Origin of the sequence: Aeromonas sp. FDAARGOS 1408, from assembly GCF_019048665.1 — a bacterium.
Taxonomy (GTDB): domain Bacteria; phylum Pseudomonadota; class Gammaproteobacteria; order Enterobacterales; family Aeromonadaceae; genus Aeromonas; species Aeromonas dhakensis.
Window position 1 is genome coordinate 2,898,806 of the sequence record NZ_CP077394.1, and the last position, 14,399, is coordinate 2,913,204.

Annotated in this window: 13 protein-coding genes; 6 read left to right on the forward strand and 7 right to left on the reverse strand. The window is 61.5% G+C overall.

Translation table 11 applies throughout. From position 1 onward, the window contains the following. Positions 1–73: 73 nt before the first annotated feature. From I6L38_RS13185 to I6L38_RS13195, 3 genes are read left to right on the forward strand one after another with little or no spacing between them, the layout of a single operon-like run. On the forward strand, positions 74–994 hold the full coding sequence (locus I6L38_RS13185; protein ID WP_216988611.1) for a MoxR family ATPase: 921 nt from the start codon (positions 74–76) through the stop codon (positions 992–994). Continuing rightward, entirely contained in the window at positions 994–1,980 is a 987-nt protein-coding gene (locus tag I6L38_RS13190) for a DUF58 domain-containing protein (RefSeq protein ID WP_216988612.1), read from the forward strand. The genes I6L38_RS13185 and I6L38_RS13190 overlap by 1 nt, the downstream gene beginning before the upstream one ends. Further along, positions 1,967–3,940 (forward strand): DUF3488 and transglutaminase-like domain-containing protein, encoded by a 1,974-nt coding sequence (locus I6L38_RS13195; protein ID WP_216988613.1) that lies wholly within the window; start codon positions 1,967–1,969, stop codon positions 3,938–3,940. Before I6L38_RS13190 ends, I6L38_RS13195 begins: the two co-directional genes overlap by 14 nt. A 324-nt stretch (positions 3,941–4,264) precedes the next feature. Here the strand turns inward: I6L38_RS13195 and I6L38_RS13200 are convergent, their stop codons facing one another. Further along, the gene (locus I6L38_RS13200; RefSeq protein ID WP_017778926.1) at positions 4,265–5,707 is read right to left on the reverse strand and encodes a sodium:alanine symporter family protein; all 1,443 of its coding nucleotides are present in this window, start codon (positions 5,705–5,707) and stop codon (positions 4,265–4,267) included. A 742-nt stretch (positions 5,708–6,449) separates the two neighbouring features. Here I6L38_RS13200 and tal point away from each other — a divergent pair. Both tal and I6L38_RS13210 read left to right on the forward strand, forming a co-directional pair. Next, complete coding sequence (gene tal, locus I6L38_RS13205) at positions 6,450–7,400, forward strand: transaldolase (RefSeq protein ID WP_026141265.1); 951 nt, start codon at positions 6,450–6,452, stop codon at positions 7,398–7,400. A 160-nt stretch (positions 7,401–7,560) separates the two neighbouring features. Then, entirely contained in the window at positions 7,561–7,743 is a 183-nt protein-coding gene (locus I6L38_RS13210; protein WP_005298488.1) for a DUF3545 family protein, read from the forward strand. A 51-nt stretch (positions 7,744–7,794) separates the two neighbouring features. Here I6L38_RS13210 and I6L38_RS13215 read toward each other — a convergent pair whose 3' ends face one another. Then, positions 7,795–8,343 (reverse strand): hemerythrin domain-containing protein, encoded by a 549-nt coding sequence (locus I6L38_RS13215; protein ID WP_216988614.1) that lies wholly within the window; start codon positions 8,341–8,343, stop codon positions 7,795–7,797. Between the two features lie 159 nt (positions 8,344–8,502). Beyond that, positions 8,503–9,171 (reverse strand): uracil-DNA glycosylase, encoded by a 669-nt coding sequence (ung, locus tag I6L38_RS13220; RefSeq protein ID WP_017765029.1) that lies wholly within the window; start codon positions 9,169–9,171, stop codon positions 8,503–8,505. Positions 9,172–10,036: 865 nt separating this feature from the next. On the opposite strand from ung, the gene grcA reads away from it, so the two are divergent. Beyond that, the gene (gene grcA / locus I6L38_RS13225; RefSeq protein WP_005298483.1) at positions 10,037–10,417 is read left to right on the forward strand and encodes an autonomous glycyl radical cofactor GrcA; all 381 of its coding nucleotides are present in this window, start codon (positions 10,037–10,039) and stop codon (positions 10,415–10,417) included. Positions 10,418–10,547: 130 nt separating this feature from the next. Here the strand turns inward: grcA and I6L38_RS13230 are convergent, their stop codons facing one another. From I6L38_RS13230 to I6L38_RS13245, 4 genes are all read right to left on the reverse strand, one after another. After that, positions 10,548–11,828: a dicarboxylate/amino acid:cation symporter gene (locus I6L38_RS13230; RefSeq protein WP_201881696.1), complete on the reverse strand. Its 1,281-nt coding sequence runs from the start codon at positions 11,826–11,828 to the stop codon at positions 10,548–10,550. 308 nt (positions 11,829–12,136) lie between these two features. Further along, positions 12,137–12,991, reverse strand: a complete 855-nt coding sequence (kdsA, locus tag I6L38_RS13235; RefSeq protein WP_005298479.1) for a 3-deoxy-8-phosphooctulonate synthase — start codon at positions 12,989–12,991, stop codon at positions 12,137–12,139. 173 nt (positions 12,992–13,164) lie between these two features. Next, a complete protein-coding gene (locus I6L38_RS13240) occupies positions 13,165–13,965 on the reverse strand; it encodes a SirB1 family protein (protein ID WP_216988615.1) in 801 nt (266 codons plus the stop codon). 11 nt (positions 13,966–13,976) lie between these two features. Beyond that, positions 13,977–14,360 carry a SirB2 family protein gene (locus tag I6L38_RS13245; RefSeq protein ID WP_010633227.1) on the reverse strand — a complete coding sequence of 128 codons (384 nt, stop codon included), beginning with the start codon at positions 14,358–14,360 and terminating at the stop codon, positions 13,977–13,979. Positions 14,361–14,399 lie beyond the last annotated feature (39 nt).

The window sequence follows — 14,399 nt, forward strand, 5'->3', positions numbered from 1 at the left end:
TATGCAACTTATCCTCTTGCCACCGAACTGGCGTATTAAGCTGTAGGGGCAACGACACCGAGGGGAGGCACCCGTGCAGACACAACCACAGATAACCCGGCTGCTGACGGCGCTGGAGCAGGTGATCCTGGGCAAGCCGCTGCAGCTCAAGATTGCCCTGGTGACCCTGCTGGCTCGCGGCCACCTGCTGATCGAGGATCTGCCCGGCATGGGCAAGACCACCCTGGCCCACGCCCTGGCGCAGGTGCTGGGGCTCGACTGCCGGCGGGTACAGTTCACCGCCGATCTGCTGCCGGCCGACCTGCTGGGGCTGCAGATCTTTGACCCCCAGCAGCAGCAGTTTCGCTTTCACTCCGGCCCCGTCTTTACCCAGGTGCTGCTGGCGGACGAGATCAACCGCGCCAGCCCCAAGGTGCAGAGCGCCCTGCTGGAGGCCATGGCCGAGGGCAAGGTGAGCATCGAGGGGCAGAGCCACCCGCTCCCCTCCCCCTTCTTCGTCATCGCTACCCAGAACCCGGCGGATCAATCGGGCACCTACCCCCTGCCGGAATCCCAGCTCGATCGCTTCGCGGTGCGCCTCTCTCTGGGCTTTCCGACCCCGGAGGCGGAGCGGCGGCTGCTGCGTGGGGCCAGCCAGAGCGCCCCCCTCGAACGCCAGCTCGATGCCGCAGATCTCGCCGCCCTGCAGGCCGAGGCGGCGCAGATCCACCTCGCCGATGCCACCCTCGACTACCTGCTGGCACTGGTGCAGCAGAGCCGCTTCGACGCCGAGCTGCCGCAACCGCTCTCGCCCCGCGCCGCCCAGACCCTGCTGGCGGTGAGCCGGGCCTGGGCGCTAGTGGCGGGCCGCCGCTTCGTCAGCGTGGAGGATGTGCAGGCGGTCTTCCCCTACGTGGCCGAACACAGGCTCAGGGGGAGTTTTGGGGTGCAGCGCGGTGAAGCCTGCCCGCTCAGCCAGCGCCTGCTGGCCCGGGTCGATCCGGATCGTCCCTGATGAACTGGCGCCAGCGCAGAGCCAGGTGGCAGCAAGGCTGGCTGGCCCGGCGCATCCCGCCAGCCCGCCAGCTCACCCTGCAGGGGCGCTGCCTGTTCATCCTGCCCACCCGGCTCGGCCTCTGCTATCTGCTGGTGATGCTGGCCATCTATCTGCTCGGCACCAACTACCAGAACAACCTGGTGTTGCTGCTGGCCTACGGCCTCGGCAGCCTGTTCATGGTCACCATGTGGCTCACCCACCGCAACCTGCTGGGGTTGTCTCTGCTGGGGGGGCCTGCCGTGCTGGGAGAGGTGGGCAGCCCCTTGCCCATGCGCATTACGGTGCGCAGCGAACGGCCGCTGCAGGCACTGCAGTTTTCCCTCAATGAAGGGCGGCTCTGGCTGGCGCAGGTGGATGCGGTGCCCCAACCTCTGCTCCTGCCGGTGCTGGGTACCCGGCGCGGGCGACTGCCGCTGGAGAGGCTGCGGGTGGAGAGCCGCTACCCCCTCGGCCTGTTTCGCTGCTGGTCGCTGCTGGATTTGCAACTGGAGGGCTGGCTCGCCCCGGCCCCGGCGTACGGCCCATTGCGCGGGGAGGCAACGACCGACGCGGCGGGCAACCGGGGACAACCCACCCCGGCCTCGATGGGAGATTTCGACATGCTGCGGGCCCACCAGAGCGGGGAGCCGCTCAGCCGGGTTGCCTGGAAACAGCTCGCCCAGGGGCGCGGCCTGCTGGTGAAGCAGTTCTGCGAGCCGGGACAGGATGATACCCACCTCTCCCTCTCCCGGGTTGGCGGCCAGGATCTCGAAGCGAGGCTGGCGGTGCTCGCCTGGTGGTGTGACGACTATGCCAAGCGGGGCATTCCCTTCAGCCTGACCCTGGCGGGCCGGACGCTCGGGCCGGACAGTGGCCCCGCCTTTTTGCAGCGCTGCCGGCTGGCGCTGGCTCGCGTCAATGCCGTGGAGTCGCCGCAGGAGGTCGACCTCGATGCTGCTCGATAACCGGCGCCTGCTGCCGCTGCTCGCCCTGCTGCAGTTGCTGCTGATCCCGGCCCTCTGGCCCCAGCTGCAGCTCTGGGTGATGGCCGTCTCGCTGCTTGCCCTGGGCGTGCGGGCCATGATGCTGTGGCGGGGCAGGCGCCCGCCGCCCGCCGCAGTGCTGGCACTGCTGGCCATCCTGGGCGTGGCGCTGCTGGGCTGGCAGTGGCGCCAGCTCGGCACCCTGCCCGCCCTCATCAACCTGCTCTGGCTCGGCTACGGCCTCAAGCTCATCGAGGTACGGCGGGAGCGGGATGTGGAGCAGGTGCTGCTGCTCGCCTTCTTTCTGGTCGCGCTGGCGCTGGTGCAACGGCAAAGCATGGGGTGGGCCCTGGCGATGGCGGGGGCGCTCTGGTTGGCAGTCACCACCCTGCTGGCGGCGGTGCAGCCTCTCGGCCGACGGCTGTGGCTGCGCGCCGGCGTCACCCTGCTGCTGGCCGCGCCCCTGCTGCTCACTCTGTTTCTGCTGCTGCCAAGGCTACCGCCGCTCTGGCAGATGCCAAGCAGCAACCGCGCCCTCTCCGGCCTCTCGGAGGAGGTGGCCCCCGGCGACATCAACGAGCTGGTCAACTCCTCCGAGCTGGCTTTTCGCATCAGCTTCGCCTCAACGCCCCCCCAGCCCCAGGAGCGCTACTTCCCGCTGATGCGCCAGGAGCTGTTCGATGGCCGCCGCTGGTTGTTAAGCGATGAGGTGCGCCGCTGGCAACAGTCTCAGTCCGTGCAGACGCTGCCGGCGGCCAACCCGGCGACGTCGCTGCCTGCCGGCGGTTATCAGGTGATCGCCGAGCCCCAGCGCCACCGCTGGACCCTGGCCCAAGCCGACCCCGAGGTATTGAGCGGCCCGGTCACCTTGAGCCCCCTCGCCACCCTCTATCGTCGCGATCGGGGGGATAGCCGCGTCAGCTACCGGGTCAGCACGGCCGCCACGGCGCCACCAGCCAGCCAGGCGACCCGCCAGCTCAACCTGCAGTTGCCCGCCACCGGCAACCCCAAGGCGCGGGCCCACGCCCTGATGCTCAAGGCCCGCCATCCGACGCCGGAGGCGCTCGCCGCCGCCCTGCTGGGCGAGTTTCGTCAGGGCGACTTCTACTACACCCTGCAGCCACCACGGCTGGGGCAGGACGGGGTGGATGATTTTCTGTTCGAGAGCCGGCGCGGTTTTTGCGGCCACTACGCCATGGCCACCGCCTTCGTGCTGCGGGCGGCCGGCATCCCGGCCAGGCTGGTGACCGGCTACCTTGGCGGCGAGTGGAATCCGAGGGGCAACTATCTGGAGGTGCACCAGTTCGACGCCCACGCCTGGGTGGAGTATCTGGATGAGCAGAACCGCTGGCAGCGGCTCGATCCCACCGCCGCGGTGGCGCCCCAGCGCATCGAGGGGGGCGTGCCGGCGGCCCTGGCTGGCGAGTTCGCCGCCGCTGACCCGCTCTCTTTGCAGCGCTATCGCAACTGGGCCCTGCTCAACCAGCTGCGCTGGTGGGGGGCCAACCTCGATTACCAATGGACCCGCTGGGTACTCAACTATGATGCGGCCAGCCTGTGGCAACAGCTGGGGCAACGCTGGCCGGCGCTCTCAGGCCATACCCACTGGCTTATTCTGGCCGCCCTGTCGGGGGTGGCGACTCTGGTGGGCGGGCTGCTGCTCTGGCGCGGCCCGACCCCGGCGAGACTGCGGCTATGGCAGCCCCTGCGCCGGCGCGCCGCCCGCCACGGCTGGCAACCGCTGGCAGGAGAGAGCCTGGCCAGCTGGTGCGAGCGCCTCGCCGACCTCAGACCCTCGCTGGCGCGGCCGCTGCGACAGGGGGCCTGGCTCTACCGGCGCTGGCGTTATGCCCCGCTGTCACCCACGCAGCGCCAACGCACCCAGCGCCAGTTGCGGCGCCGGCTGCGTCAGATCTGTCGGCGCTGGGATGCCCACAGCTGACTGCAGTGTAGCGTCAACACACCTTGCACAAGGTACGGCGACGACTGCGCCAGATCTGCCGGAGCTGGGATGCACACGGCTGACGGCCAGGCAGCGTCAACATACCTTGTGCCAGTTGCGACGACGACTACGTCAGATCTGCCGGTGCTGGGATGCCAACAGCTGACGGCAGTGTAGCGTCAACACACCTTGCACAAGGTACGGCGACGACTGCGTCAGATCTGCCGGCGCTGGGATGCCCAAAGGTGACGACGATGAAACGGCGCCCAAACAAAAGGGGAGCCCATGGCTCCCCTTGTTATCAGACAACGGCGACTGCGAGGCTTATGTCTGCTTGCTGTTTTGCGCCGGATTGTCCCAGATACCTTCTTCCAGCTGGCTGCGGATCTCGGGGTACTTGTTGGCATCGAAGGTGGGCAGCTTGCCCAGCTTTAGCTGGTCGTTGTAATCCTTGGCCAGCTTGATGGCTACCCCGGAGAGCAGCAGGATGGCCACCAGGTTGACGATGGCCATCAGTCCCATGGAGACATCCGCCATGGCCCACACGGTCGGCAGCTCGCCCACCGAGCCGAACATCACCATACCCAGCACGAACAGGCGGAACAGCATCAGGCCGCCCTTGTGGTTGTGCTCAAGGAACACCAGGTTGGTCTCGGCGTAGGAGTAGTTCGCCACGATGGAGGTGAAGGCGAAGAAGAAGATGGCCGCCGCGATGAAGATGTTGCCACCGCCACCGATCTGGGAAGAGAGCGCCCGCTGGGTCAGCTCAACACCTGTGATGCCTGAGCCAGGCTCAAACTGGCCGGACATCAGGATGATGGCGGCAGTACAGGTACAGATGACGATGGTGTCGAGGAACACCCCCAGCATCTGCACATAGCCCTGGGAGGCCGGGTGCGGCGGATAGGGGGTCGCAGTTGCGGCGGCGTTGGGGGCGGAGCCCATGCCCGCTTCGTTGGAGAAGAGGCCGCGCTTGATGCCGTTGATCATCGCCTGGGAGATGGCGTAACCCAGCGCACCCGAGCCTGCCTGCTCAAGGCCGAGGGCGGACTTGATGATGAGGCTGAACACACCCGGCAGCTCGTGAATGTTGACCAGCACCACGAACAGCGCCATCAGGATGTAGGCCAGTGCCATGAAGGGCACCACCAGCTCGGCGAAGCGGGCGATGCCGCGGATGCCGCCGAAGATGATGAGGCCGGAGAGCACCACCAGAGCCAGACCGCTGACCCAGTCGGGGATGCCGAAGGCCACGTTCATCGCCAGGCTGATGGAGTTGGCTTGCACCGCGTTGAACACCAGACCGAACGCCAGGATCAGGCAGAGCGAGAACAGCACCCCCATCCAGCGCATGCCGAGCCCCTTCTCCATGTAGTAGGCGGGGCCGCCACGGTAGTTGCCATCCTCATCCTTGACCTTGTAGAGCTGGGCCAGGGTGCTTTCGACGAAGGCGGTCGCCATGCCGATGAAAGCGATCAGCCACATCCAGAAGATGGCGCCCGGGCCACCCAGATAGATGGCCACCGCCACACCGGCCAGGTTGCCGGTGCCGACGCGGGCGGCAAGGCTGGTACAGAGGGCCTGGAAGGAGGAGATACCGGCCTTGTCTGATTTGCGGCTGTTGCGCAAAACGGAAAACATGTGGCCGAAGTGGCGGACCTGGATAAAACCCAGACGGAAGGTAAAGAAGATGCCGACGCCGATGAGCAGGTAGATGAGCACGGCTCCCCACATCAGGTCGTTAATCATTGCGATCAAGGTGTCCATATTTCTCTCGTTGTTATCACATCCATGGTCAGTCTGCGCTGACCCCTTGCTGTCGATTTCTGAATTTGCGGTTCACTAAAGGGGCGGAATCTAGCATAGCGAAGGAGTTCAGAATAGTGATCGGGATCACTACGGAAACAAAAAACGAGCGTTTTAGCGCAATAAAGCTTCATTTAACTCGCAAAATTTCAACAAAACTGAGAATCCAATCAATCGGCCAACAAATTAGACCCATAAGAAAACCTTTTGGCAATTATCTACATAGAGGTATAACCGGGAAAAAGGAGGCAAACCATTACGCAAGCGTTTACCCATCGGGGATGCCAAAACGGCCCGCTTTCGCCAAACGTTTTACACGTAATAAAATTTCAAGTGGTTGACCACACAATTTATGTGATCGAGGGCACAAAACAGATAATCAACCAAAAAAGTTGTTTTTGACGAAGGATAATTTCAGCGACTAAAAACAGATAAAAGTCGTTTTTTATCAAACACTTTTATCCACTCCTTCCCGCCGGCGCCAGGGAGTGGCTGATAAGCATACAGCCCCCCCTATTGCAGGATGCGCCACATCCGTATTAATTAGGCAGGCAATGACGATGGGGCCCGCCCATCGTGCTTTTCTGAGCCTGAGTCGCCGGGATTTTGTAATTTTATTTCAGAACTGTCGTCTCACGCCCGCCACCCCCGAGCCTGCGTCCTCACCAAGAGAGTGCGCCCTCATAAAGAGATGATATTTGCCATGGCCGATAAATTAACCCAGCTGAAAGCCCTGACCACAGTTGTCGCCGACACCGGCGATATCGAAGCCATCAAGCGCTACCAGCCCATCGATGCCACCACCAACCCCTCTCTGGTGTTGAAGGCATCCGAGATCCCCGAGTACGCTCCGCTGATCGAAGACGCCGTCACCTGGGCCAAGGCCCAGAGCCAGGACAAGGCACAGCAAATCATCGACGCGGGCGACAAGTTGGCGGTCAACATCGGTCTGGAAGTGCTGAAGATCGTCCCGGGCCGCATCTCCACCGAAGTAGACGCCCGTCTCTCCTTCGACACCGAGGCCAGCATCGCCAAGGCCCGCAAACTGATCCGTCTCTACAACGACGCCGGTATCAGCAACGATCGCATCCTGATCAAGCTGGCCTCCACCTGGGAGGGGATCCGTGCCGCCGAGGTACTGGAGAAAGAGGGTATCCAGTGCAACCTGACCCTGCTGTTCTCCTTCGCCCAGGCTCGTGCCTGTGCCGAAGCCGGCGCCTTCCTGATCTCCCCGTTCGTGGGCCGCATCCTCGACTGGTACAAGGCCAAGAACGGCCGTGACTACACCGCCAGCGAAGATCCGGGCGTGGTCTCCGTCACCTCCATCTACAACTACTACAAACAGCACGACTACCCGACCGTGGTCATGGGTGCCAGCTTCCGCAACACCGGCGAGATCCTGGAACTGGCCGGCTGCGACCGCCTGACCATTGGCCCGGCCCTGCTGGAAGAGCTGAGCAAAGCTGAAGGTGCCGTGGTACGCAAACTGGACTACACCGGCGAGCGCAAGGCCAAACCGACCCCGATGACCGAAGCCGAATTCCGCTGGGAACTGAACCAGGACGCCATGGCTCACGAGAAACTGGGCGAAGGCATCCGCATGTTTGCCATCGACCAGGGCAAGCTGGAAACCATGCTGGCCAGCCGCCTCTGATCGCTGCGCCATCTGCCGACAAAAACCGGGTTCCCGCAAGGGCACCCGGTTTTTTTATGGGCGCAGGATCCGCTGTCATGGGTTCGTCACGAAAACGTTTTATTTTCAATGCCGGTATGTTATACGGATGGTGAAAACGAGAATAACCAAGGAGGGAGCCATGGAAATGTTCAACTTCGATTATGAAGATGTAGTTGAGCTCGGTTCACGTAGCCGCGGGACAACGGGAAAAAAACGTAAATGGCGTGAGATAGAGGCGTTGAAAGACAAGCACCGCCTGCAGAAGGAGCTGCAATCCATCGACATCGCCTACGAAGGTCTCTCAGACGAGATCGAGTTGTAAAAACAAGGCCCCGGTTAACCGGGGCCTTGTTTTTTAAGGGAGCGTTACCCCTCAGGAAGAGAGTGGCAGCGACAGGCGCCTGGCCAGATCCTGAAAGTGCTGGCTGATCTCGGGCCCGAACAGGGGATCCCCGATGGCGCGGTTCTGCCAGACCTGCTCGAGGTGACGCCAGTCATCCTCGGTCAGCGAGTCGCGTAGATGGGGGAAGATGACCCCCTCTTCGTAGTTCATGTGCGCCTCCTGCAGCGCCACGAACTGCTCCAGCTTGGCGGTGAACTGATCGAGCGGAATGACCGCATCCATCAGGATCATCTCCACCATCTCCCTGAGCTCGGCACCGGCCTCCACCAGCTTGGCATGCTCCAGTTGCAGCCGGTTGGCCACATCCCCTTCCACTACCCGGTACTTGAGGTAGTAGTCATAAATGATGTCTTCCTTCGGATGGTGATACTTGTCCGATACCTCCCGCAGGTAATCCACCACATCGCGGATCAGGAAATAGCTGACCCTTTCTTCGCTGCGAATGGCGGCCAGCTTCTGCTTGAGCAGACCCAGCAACCGGGCGATGTTGAGATGATCCTTGTGCAGACTCGTTAACATGGGCACTCCTTGCGCTGAAATGAGACGATTCTGATCCGAGTATACGGCCATTTATCGCGCCAACTTTGCACTCAATCAAGTCAGCTGCAGACAAAACGGCCAGTGGCGCATGCTGCCCCACCCTCCCGACGGAGCAAATCACGGCTATCTGCCCCCGCGTTATTCGCAGACCGAGTGCCAGTTGATGGGGCTCATCCCCTGCTGGCTCAGCAAGCGGTTGGTCTCGGAGAAATGGCCGCAGCCGATGAAGCCGCGATGGGCCGAGAGCGGGCTGGGATGGGGGGCACTCAGCACGTGGTGGCGGCTCCGGTCGATGAAACGTCCCTTCTTCTGGGCGTGGGCGCCCCACAGCAGGAAGACCACCCCCTGACAGCTGGCGTTGATCTGCTCGATGACACGGTCGGTGAAGGTTTCCCAGCCCAGATGGGCATGGGAGTGAGCCTGGCCCGCCTGCACCGTCAGCACCGTATTGAGCAGCAATACCCCCTGGGTGGCCCAGGACTCCAGAAAACCGTGATTGGGTGTGACAAAACCCGGCAGATCCCGCTGCATCTCCTTGTAGATGTTCACCAGCGAGGGAGGCGTACGCACGCCGGGCAGGACGGAGAAGCAGAGGCCATGGGCCTGGTTCGGACCGTGATAGGGATCCTGACCCAGGATCACCACCTTGACCTGATCCAGCTCGGTCAGCTTGAAGGCGTTGAACACGTCGGTGGCCGGCGGGTAGATCACCTTGCCCGCCTCCCGCTCGCTCCTGACGGTCGCCAGGGTTGCCTTGAAATAGTCCTGCTCCTTCTCGGAGCCAATCACATCAGTCCAGGTCAGCACCCCAATCTCCTCATTGAATCTGTCGGGGGAGGCGCTTATTTCGACCCGGCCGCTCGTGCGTGCAGGCCGATGCGCCTCTCTCCTCGATATACAGGGCTGGATGGATGGCCTGCGCCCTGTCCACCCACATGGGCACAGCGCAGCACGCCACCATCCTCGATGAATACGGCAGGCCCGGGGTCACCTTGCTTTTACGCAGGCCAATCGGCCAGCACGCGCCCCCTGCCCCCATTAATGCAGCAAGGGGCTCAGGATAGGGGGCCAGCCCCCAAGACGCAACCAGGATGCCCCTGCGGATTCCTTCTCCCGGCCAAGCCGTGGCCACCGCGCTCACCTTTCGGTCGCCGCTGGCCATCTTCGGGTGAGCAAGAGGTCGGCACTGAACTCCCACGCGACTCCCCATGGCCTCGTCTGGCGATGGCAGGGCCACTCTCCCGCTCGCCTGTCGACCCCTATCGCCCTCTCTTGCCTTGGTTAAGCCTCTCCTTCACCTTTTTGGCATATCCCCATCATTGGCTTATCCCCTTCACCTACTGTATGGCGAATCCAGCTTCGAGCGGGCTGGAACATGAAAAGATGTAGTTAAATTACTAGATTTAATTAATGAAAGATGCATAATTTGGATATCTTTCATAATCAGAAAAATGACCTATTTTTGATTAATCTCAATAATTTAATCCCTTCACATCCACGCAGATCGCATATTTTTTGATTTAGATCAATTTTCGTAATATTACCATCGTGGTATATATGACCCAACAAAGTAAAGGTGTAAGGCAAGGGCCCTTTAAATCATCCCGGTGGTTTAAATACATCAGGGTAATGTCCTTACAGTTGAATCCGCTTTCCTATGAGGAGTCATACCATGATCAAGGGCATCCAAATCACCCAGTCTGCCAACGCCGCTCTGCTGAACTCGTTCTGGCTGCTGGACGAAGAGAAGCAACAGGCTCGCTGCATCTGCGCCAAGGGTGATGCCTTTGCCGCCGATCAGGAAGTCAGCCTCTCCGACCTGGGCCAGTTCGAATACCGTGAATTGCCGGTACAGGCCGAGCCGGCAGTCGAAGGTGGCCAGCACCTGAACGTCAACGTCCTGCGTCGCGAGACCCTAGAAGACGCCATCGCCAACCCGGAGAAGTACCCGCAGCTGACCATCCGCGTCTCCGGCTACGCCGTGCGCTTCAACGCACTGACCCCGGAACAGCAGCGTGACGTGGTGACCCGCACCTTCACCCAGAGCCTGTAAGTCGCTCTGCAACAACCGGTATCATGAAAAACGGCCCAAACGGGCCGTTTTTTTATGGCTTGAATTCACCCACCCCCGTTGGCTGCCCGTGCTCGACAGGCTGGCAGCGCACGGCGCAGGTATCGGTGGTTCAATGCTGATCCACCTTGACCGCCAGCGGCGGGTTGTTCAGCGCCTCGTGCATCTGCTGCTCGTCAAGCTGATCGCAGTAACGGGCCACCACTAGGGTTGCCACCCCGTTGCCGATGAGGTTGGTCAGGGCGCGGGCCTCCGACATGAAGCGATCGATGCCGAGGATCAACGCCAGCCCGGCCAGCGGCAGGTGGCCCACCGCCGAGATGGTGGCCGCCAGCACGATGAAGCCGCTGCCGGTCACCCCGGCCGCCCCCTTCGAGGAGATGAGCAGCACCACCAGCAGGGTGACCTGCTGGAACAGATCGAGCGGGGTATTGGTGGCCTGAGCGATGAAGATGGCCGCCATGGTCAGATAGATGGAGGTACCGTCCAGGTTGAAGGAATAACCGGTCGGGATCACCAGTCCCACCACCGACTTCTTGCAACCGAGCGCCTCCATCTTGACCAGCATGCGCGGCAATACAGATTCAGAAGAGGATGTACCAAGCACGATCAGCAGCTCTTCCCGGATATAGGAAATAAAACGCAGGATGCTGAAACCATTCGCTCTGGCAATACTGCCCAGCACCAGGAAAATAAACAGCAGGCAGGTCATGTAGAAGCAGGCTATTAATTGTCCGAGCTGAACCAGCGAGCCGATACCATATTTACCGATGGTAAATGCCATGGCACCAAATGCCCCAACCGGCGCCAGCCGCATGATCATGTTGATGATCCCGAAAATAACCTGGGAGAAGCTGTCGATGACATTGAATATCACCTTTCCCTTCTCGCCGATATGGTGTAGAGAGAAGCCGAACAGCACTGCAAATAACAGCACCTGCAGAATGTTGCCGCTGGCGAAGGCACCGATCACGCTGCCCGGGATCACGTCCAGCAGGAAGGGGATGATGCCCTGTGCCTTGGCCTGTTCGGCGTAGGCAGAGATGGCGCTGGCATCCAGCGTGGCGGGGTCGACGTTCATGCCCGCCCCCGGTTGCAGCAGGTTGACCACGCACAGCCCGATGATGAGGGCGATGGTGCTGACCACCTCAAAATAGAGCAGCGCGATGGCGCCGGTTTTACCCACCGCTTTCATGCTCTCCATGCCGGCAATGCCGGTCACCACGGTGCAGAATATAACCGGGGCGATGATCATTTTGATTAATTTGACGAAACCATCCCCAAGCGGTTTCATGTCCGCTCCAAGGTCGGGATATATATGCCCCAGGATGACTCCGAGGGTGATCGCTAACAACACCTGAAAATACAGGCTGCTGACTATTTTTTTCTGCATTCTTAACGTCCTGTCAGTTTAATGAGATGTGTCATGGCAGAAATACGCATGCAGCAAGCCGTGACGAAATATGGATTATCTCGCCCGGTTCGTGCCGTTCCCTCATCACAACAGGGGCTACTTTCACATGTTGAAAGAAGCAATTAATAGACATCAATCACACAACAGATTTAACAACATTAACACCATGGCAACCAGGATGTATTTATTCCGTGATTGATTTATGCTGGCCCAGGAAATAAAAACAGCGCGAAAACAAAAATGCCCCGCAGTGCGGGGCATTTTTATGGAGCCAGCGTGGGCCAGGTTCAGATGGAAGTATCGAGCGGCTCGAAGCCCTTGACCAGATCGTCGATGGCCTTCATCTGCTTGAGGAAGCCTTCCAGCTTCTCCAGCGGCAACGCGCTCGGGCCGTCGCAACGGGCCACCTTGGGATCCGGGTGGGATTCGATGAACAGACCGGCCAGACCGACCGCCATGCCGGCACGGGCCAGCTCGGCCACCTGCTCGCGACGACCGCCGGAGGCGGCGCCCATGGGGTCACGGCACTGCAGGGAGTGGGTCACGTCGAAGATGACCGGGTAGCCGCCGGTGCTCTTCTTCATCACCCCCAGCCCCAGCATGTCCACCACCAGGTTGTCATAACCGAAGTTGACGCCGCGCTCGCACAGGATCAGACGGTCGTTGCCGCACTCCTCGAACTTGTCGGTGATGTTCTTCATCTGGCTTGGGCTCAGGAACTGCGGCTTCTTGATGTTGATGACGTTGCCGGTGCGGGCCATGGCCTCCACCAGGTCGGTCTGGCGCGCCAGGAAGGCGGGCAGCTGGATGACGTCGACCACCTCGGCCACCGGTTTGGCCTGATGGGGCTCGTGCAGATCGGAGATGACCGGCATGCCGAAGGTCGCTTTCAGCTCCTGGAAGATCTTCATCCCCTCCTCCAGACCCGGACCGCGGTAGGAGTGGATGGAGGAGCGGTTGGCCTTGTCCCAGCTCGCCTTGAACACGAACGGGATACCCAGCTTGGAGGTCACTTCCACGTACTTCTCGCACACGGCCATCGCCATGTCGCGCGATTCCAGCACGTTCATGCCACCGAACAACACGAACGGTTTGTCGTTGGCGACGTCGATGCCATTGACCTTGATATTCTTCTGTTCCATCTCAGGCTTCCTTAGGTAAAAGGGCTTGCAGGGCTTGAATCCACATCCGGCCGCACTGCCCAGGGCAGCATGGCCTCGATACTCGTCTGTTGCATCTCCCAGCCTTGCATGCAGCGGCATGGGACTCTCAATTCGGCCAGGGCCTCGCATGCAGCGAGGTCGTTGCTCGCCCCTCAGTGGAGGGGCTTGGGGCTCAGATCCAGGGCGGCCAGCTGGGCTTTCAGCACGTCGGCCACCGGATCGTCCGGGCACTGTTCAATAAAGTATTCAAAATCGTCGGCGGCAAAGCGCGGGCAGTCGAGCTGTTCGTAGATGAAGCCGCGATCCCTCGTCTCCAGCGGGTCGCCGGGCTTCATCCGCAGCAGCAGCTCGCTGCAGCGCAGCGCCTCTGTCATCCGGTCTTCCCGCAGCAGGGCGCCCTTGCTCACGTTGAGCAGCCGCTCGATGATCTCCCACTGGCCGGCAGGCTGCAGATGATCCGAGGTGAGGGTGGCCAGGTCGCCGAGGGCCCCGCGCAGCAGCAGCTCGATGTGGTGCAGGCTCAACTCGTCGCCGGTGAAGGGGTCCACATAGACCTCCCCCTCGCTGCCGGCGAAGCTCACCAGGAAGTGACCGGGAAAGCAGATCCCCTCCACGTCCAGCCCGAGCTTGCGCCCCAGCTGAATGATGAGGATACCAAGGCTGACCGGAATGCCCTGCTTGCGGGCCAGAACCTCGGCCAGATCGCAGTTGGCCACCGAGAAGTAGTCCTGCCAGTCGCCGTGAAACCCTAAGGTCTGGTAGAAGCCCTGCAGCAGCTGGCGGCGCACCTGGTCGCAATCCCCTTCCTCGATGGCCTCGTCCAGCCAGGCGTCGAGCCGGGCCAGCTCCGCCGTCCCGCGGCCGCTGATGCCATGGATCTCGTCGCTCACAGACAGCGCCAGCTCGGCGATGTCATGGGCTTCGAAATCGGTCCATTCGTCTACGCGTATCATCGTCATCATCCTTAACCGAACAGGCTGGCCTGCTTGTAGACGGCCAGCTTGGCGATGAAGAAGAGCCAGCCGAGGGCTCCCAGAAACGCAAACCAGCGGATGCCGTTACTGCGGGCCAGGCGCAGTGCCATCATGGCCAGAAAGGCCACCACCAGGATGGCGGTCAGCTTCTCGCTGAGCCAGGGGGTGGCGTTGTTGAGCGGGTTGAGATCCAGCACCATGCACAGCAGCACGCCGGAGAGCACCACCAGGCCGTTGAGCCAGCCGCTCAACCGAAGGGTACGGGCACTGGCGGCGCGGCTCGAGCCGGTCTGCAGCCAATAGAAGCGCAACATGAACATCAGCACGGCCAGGCCAATCAGCAGCAGGTGCAGATGTTTGATAGCAAAATACATAACGTGTCCTTGAACAGAGGCAGGCCCGGCCCGCCCGTC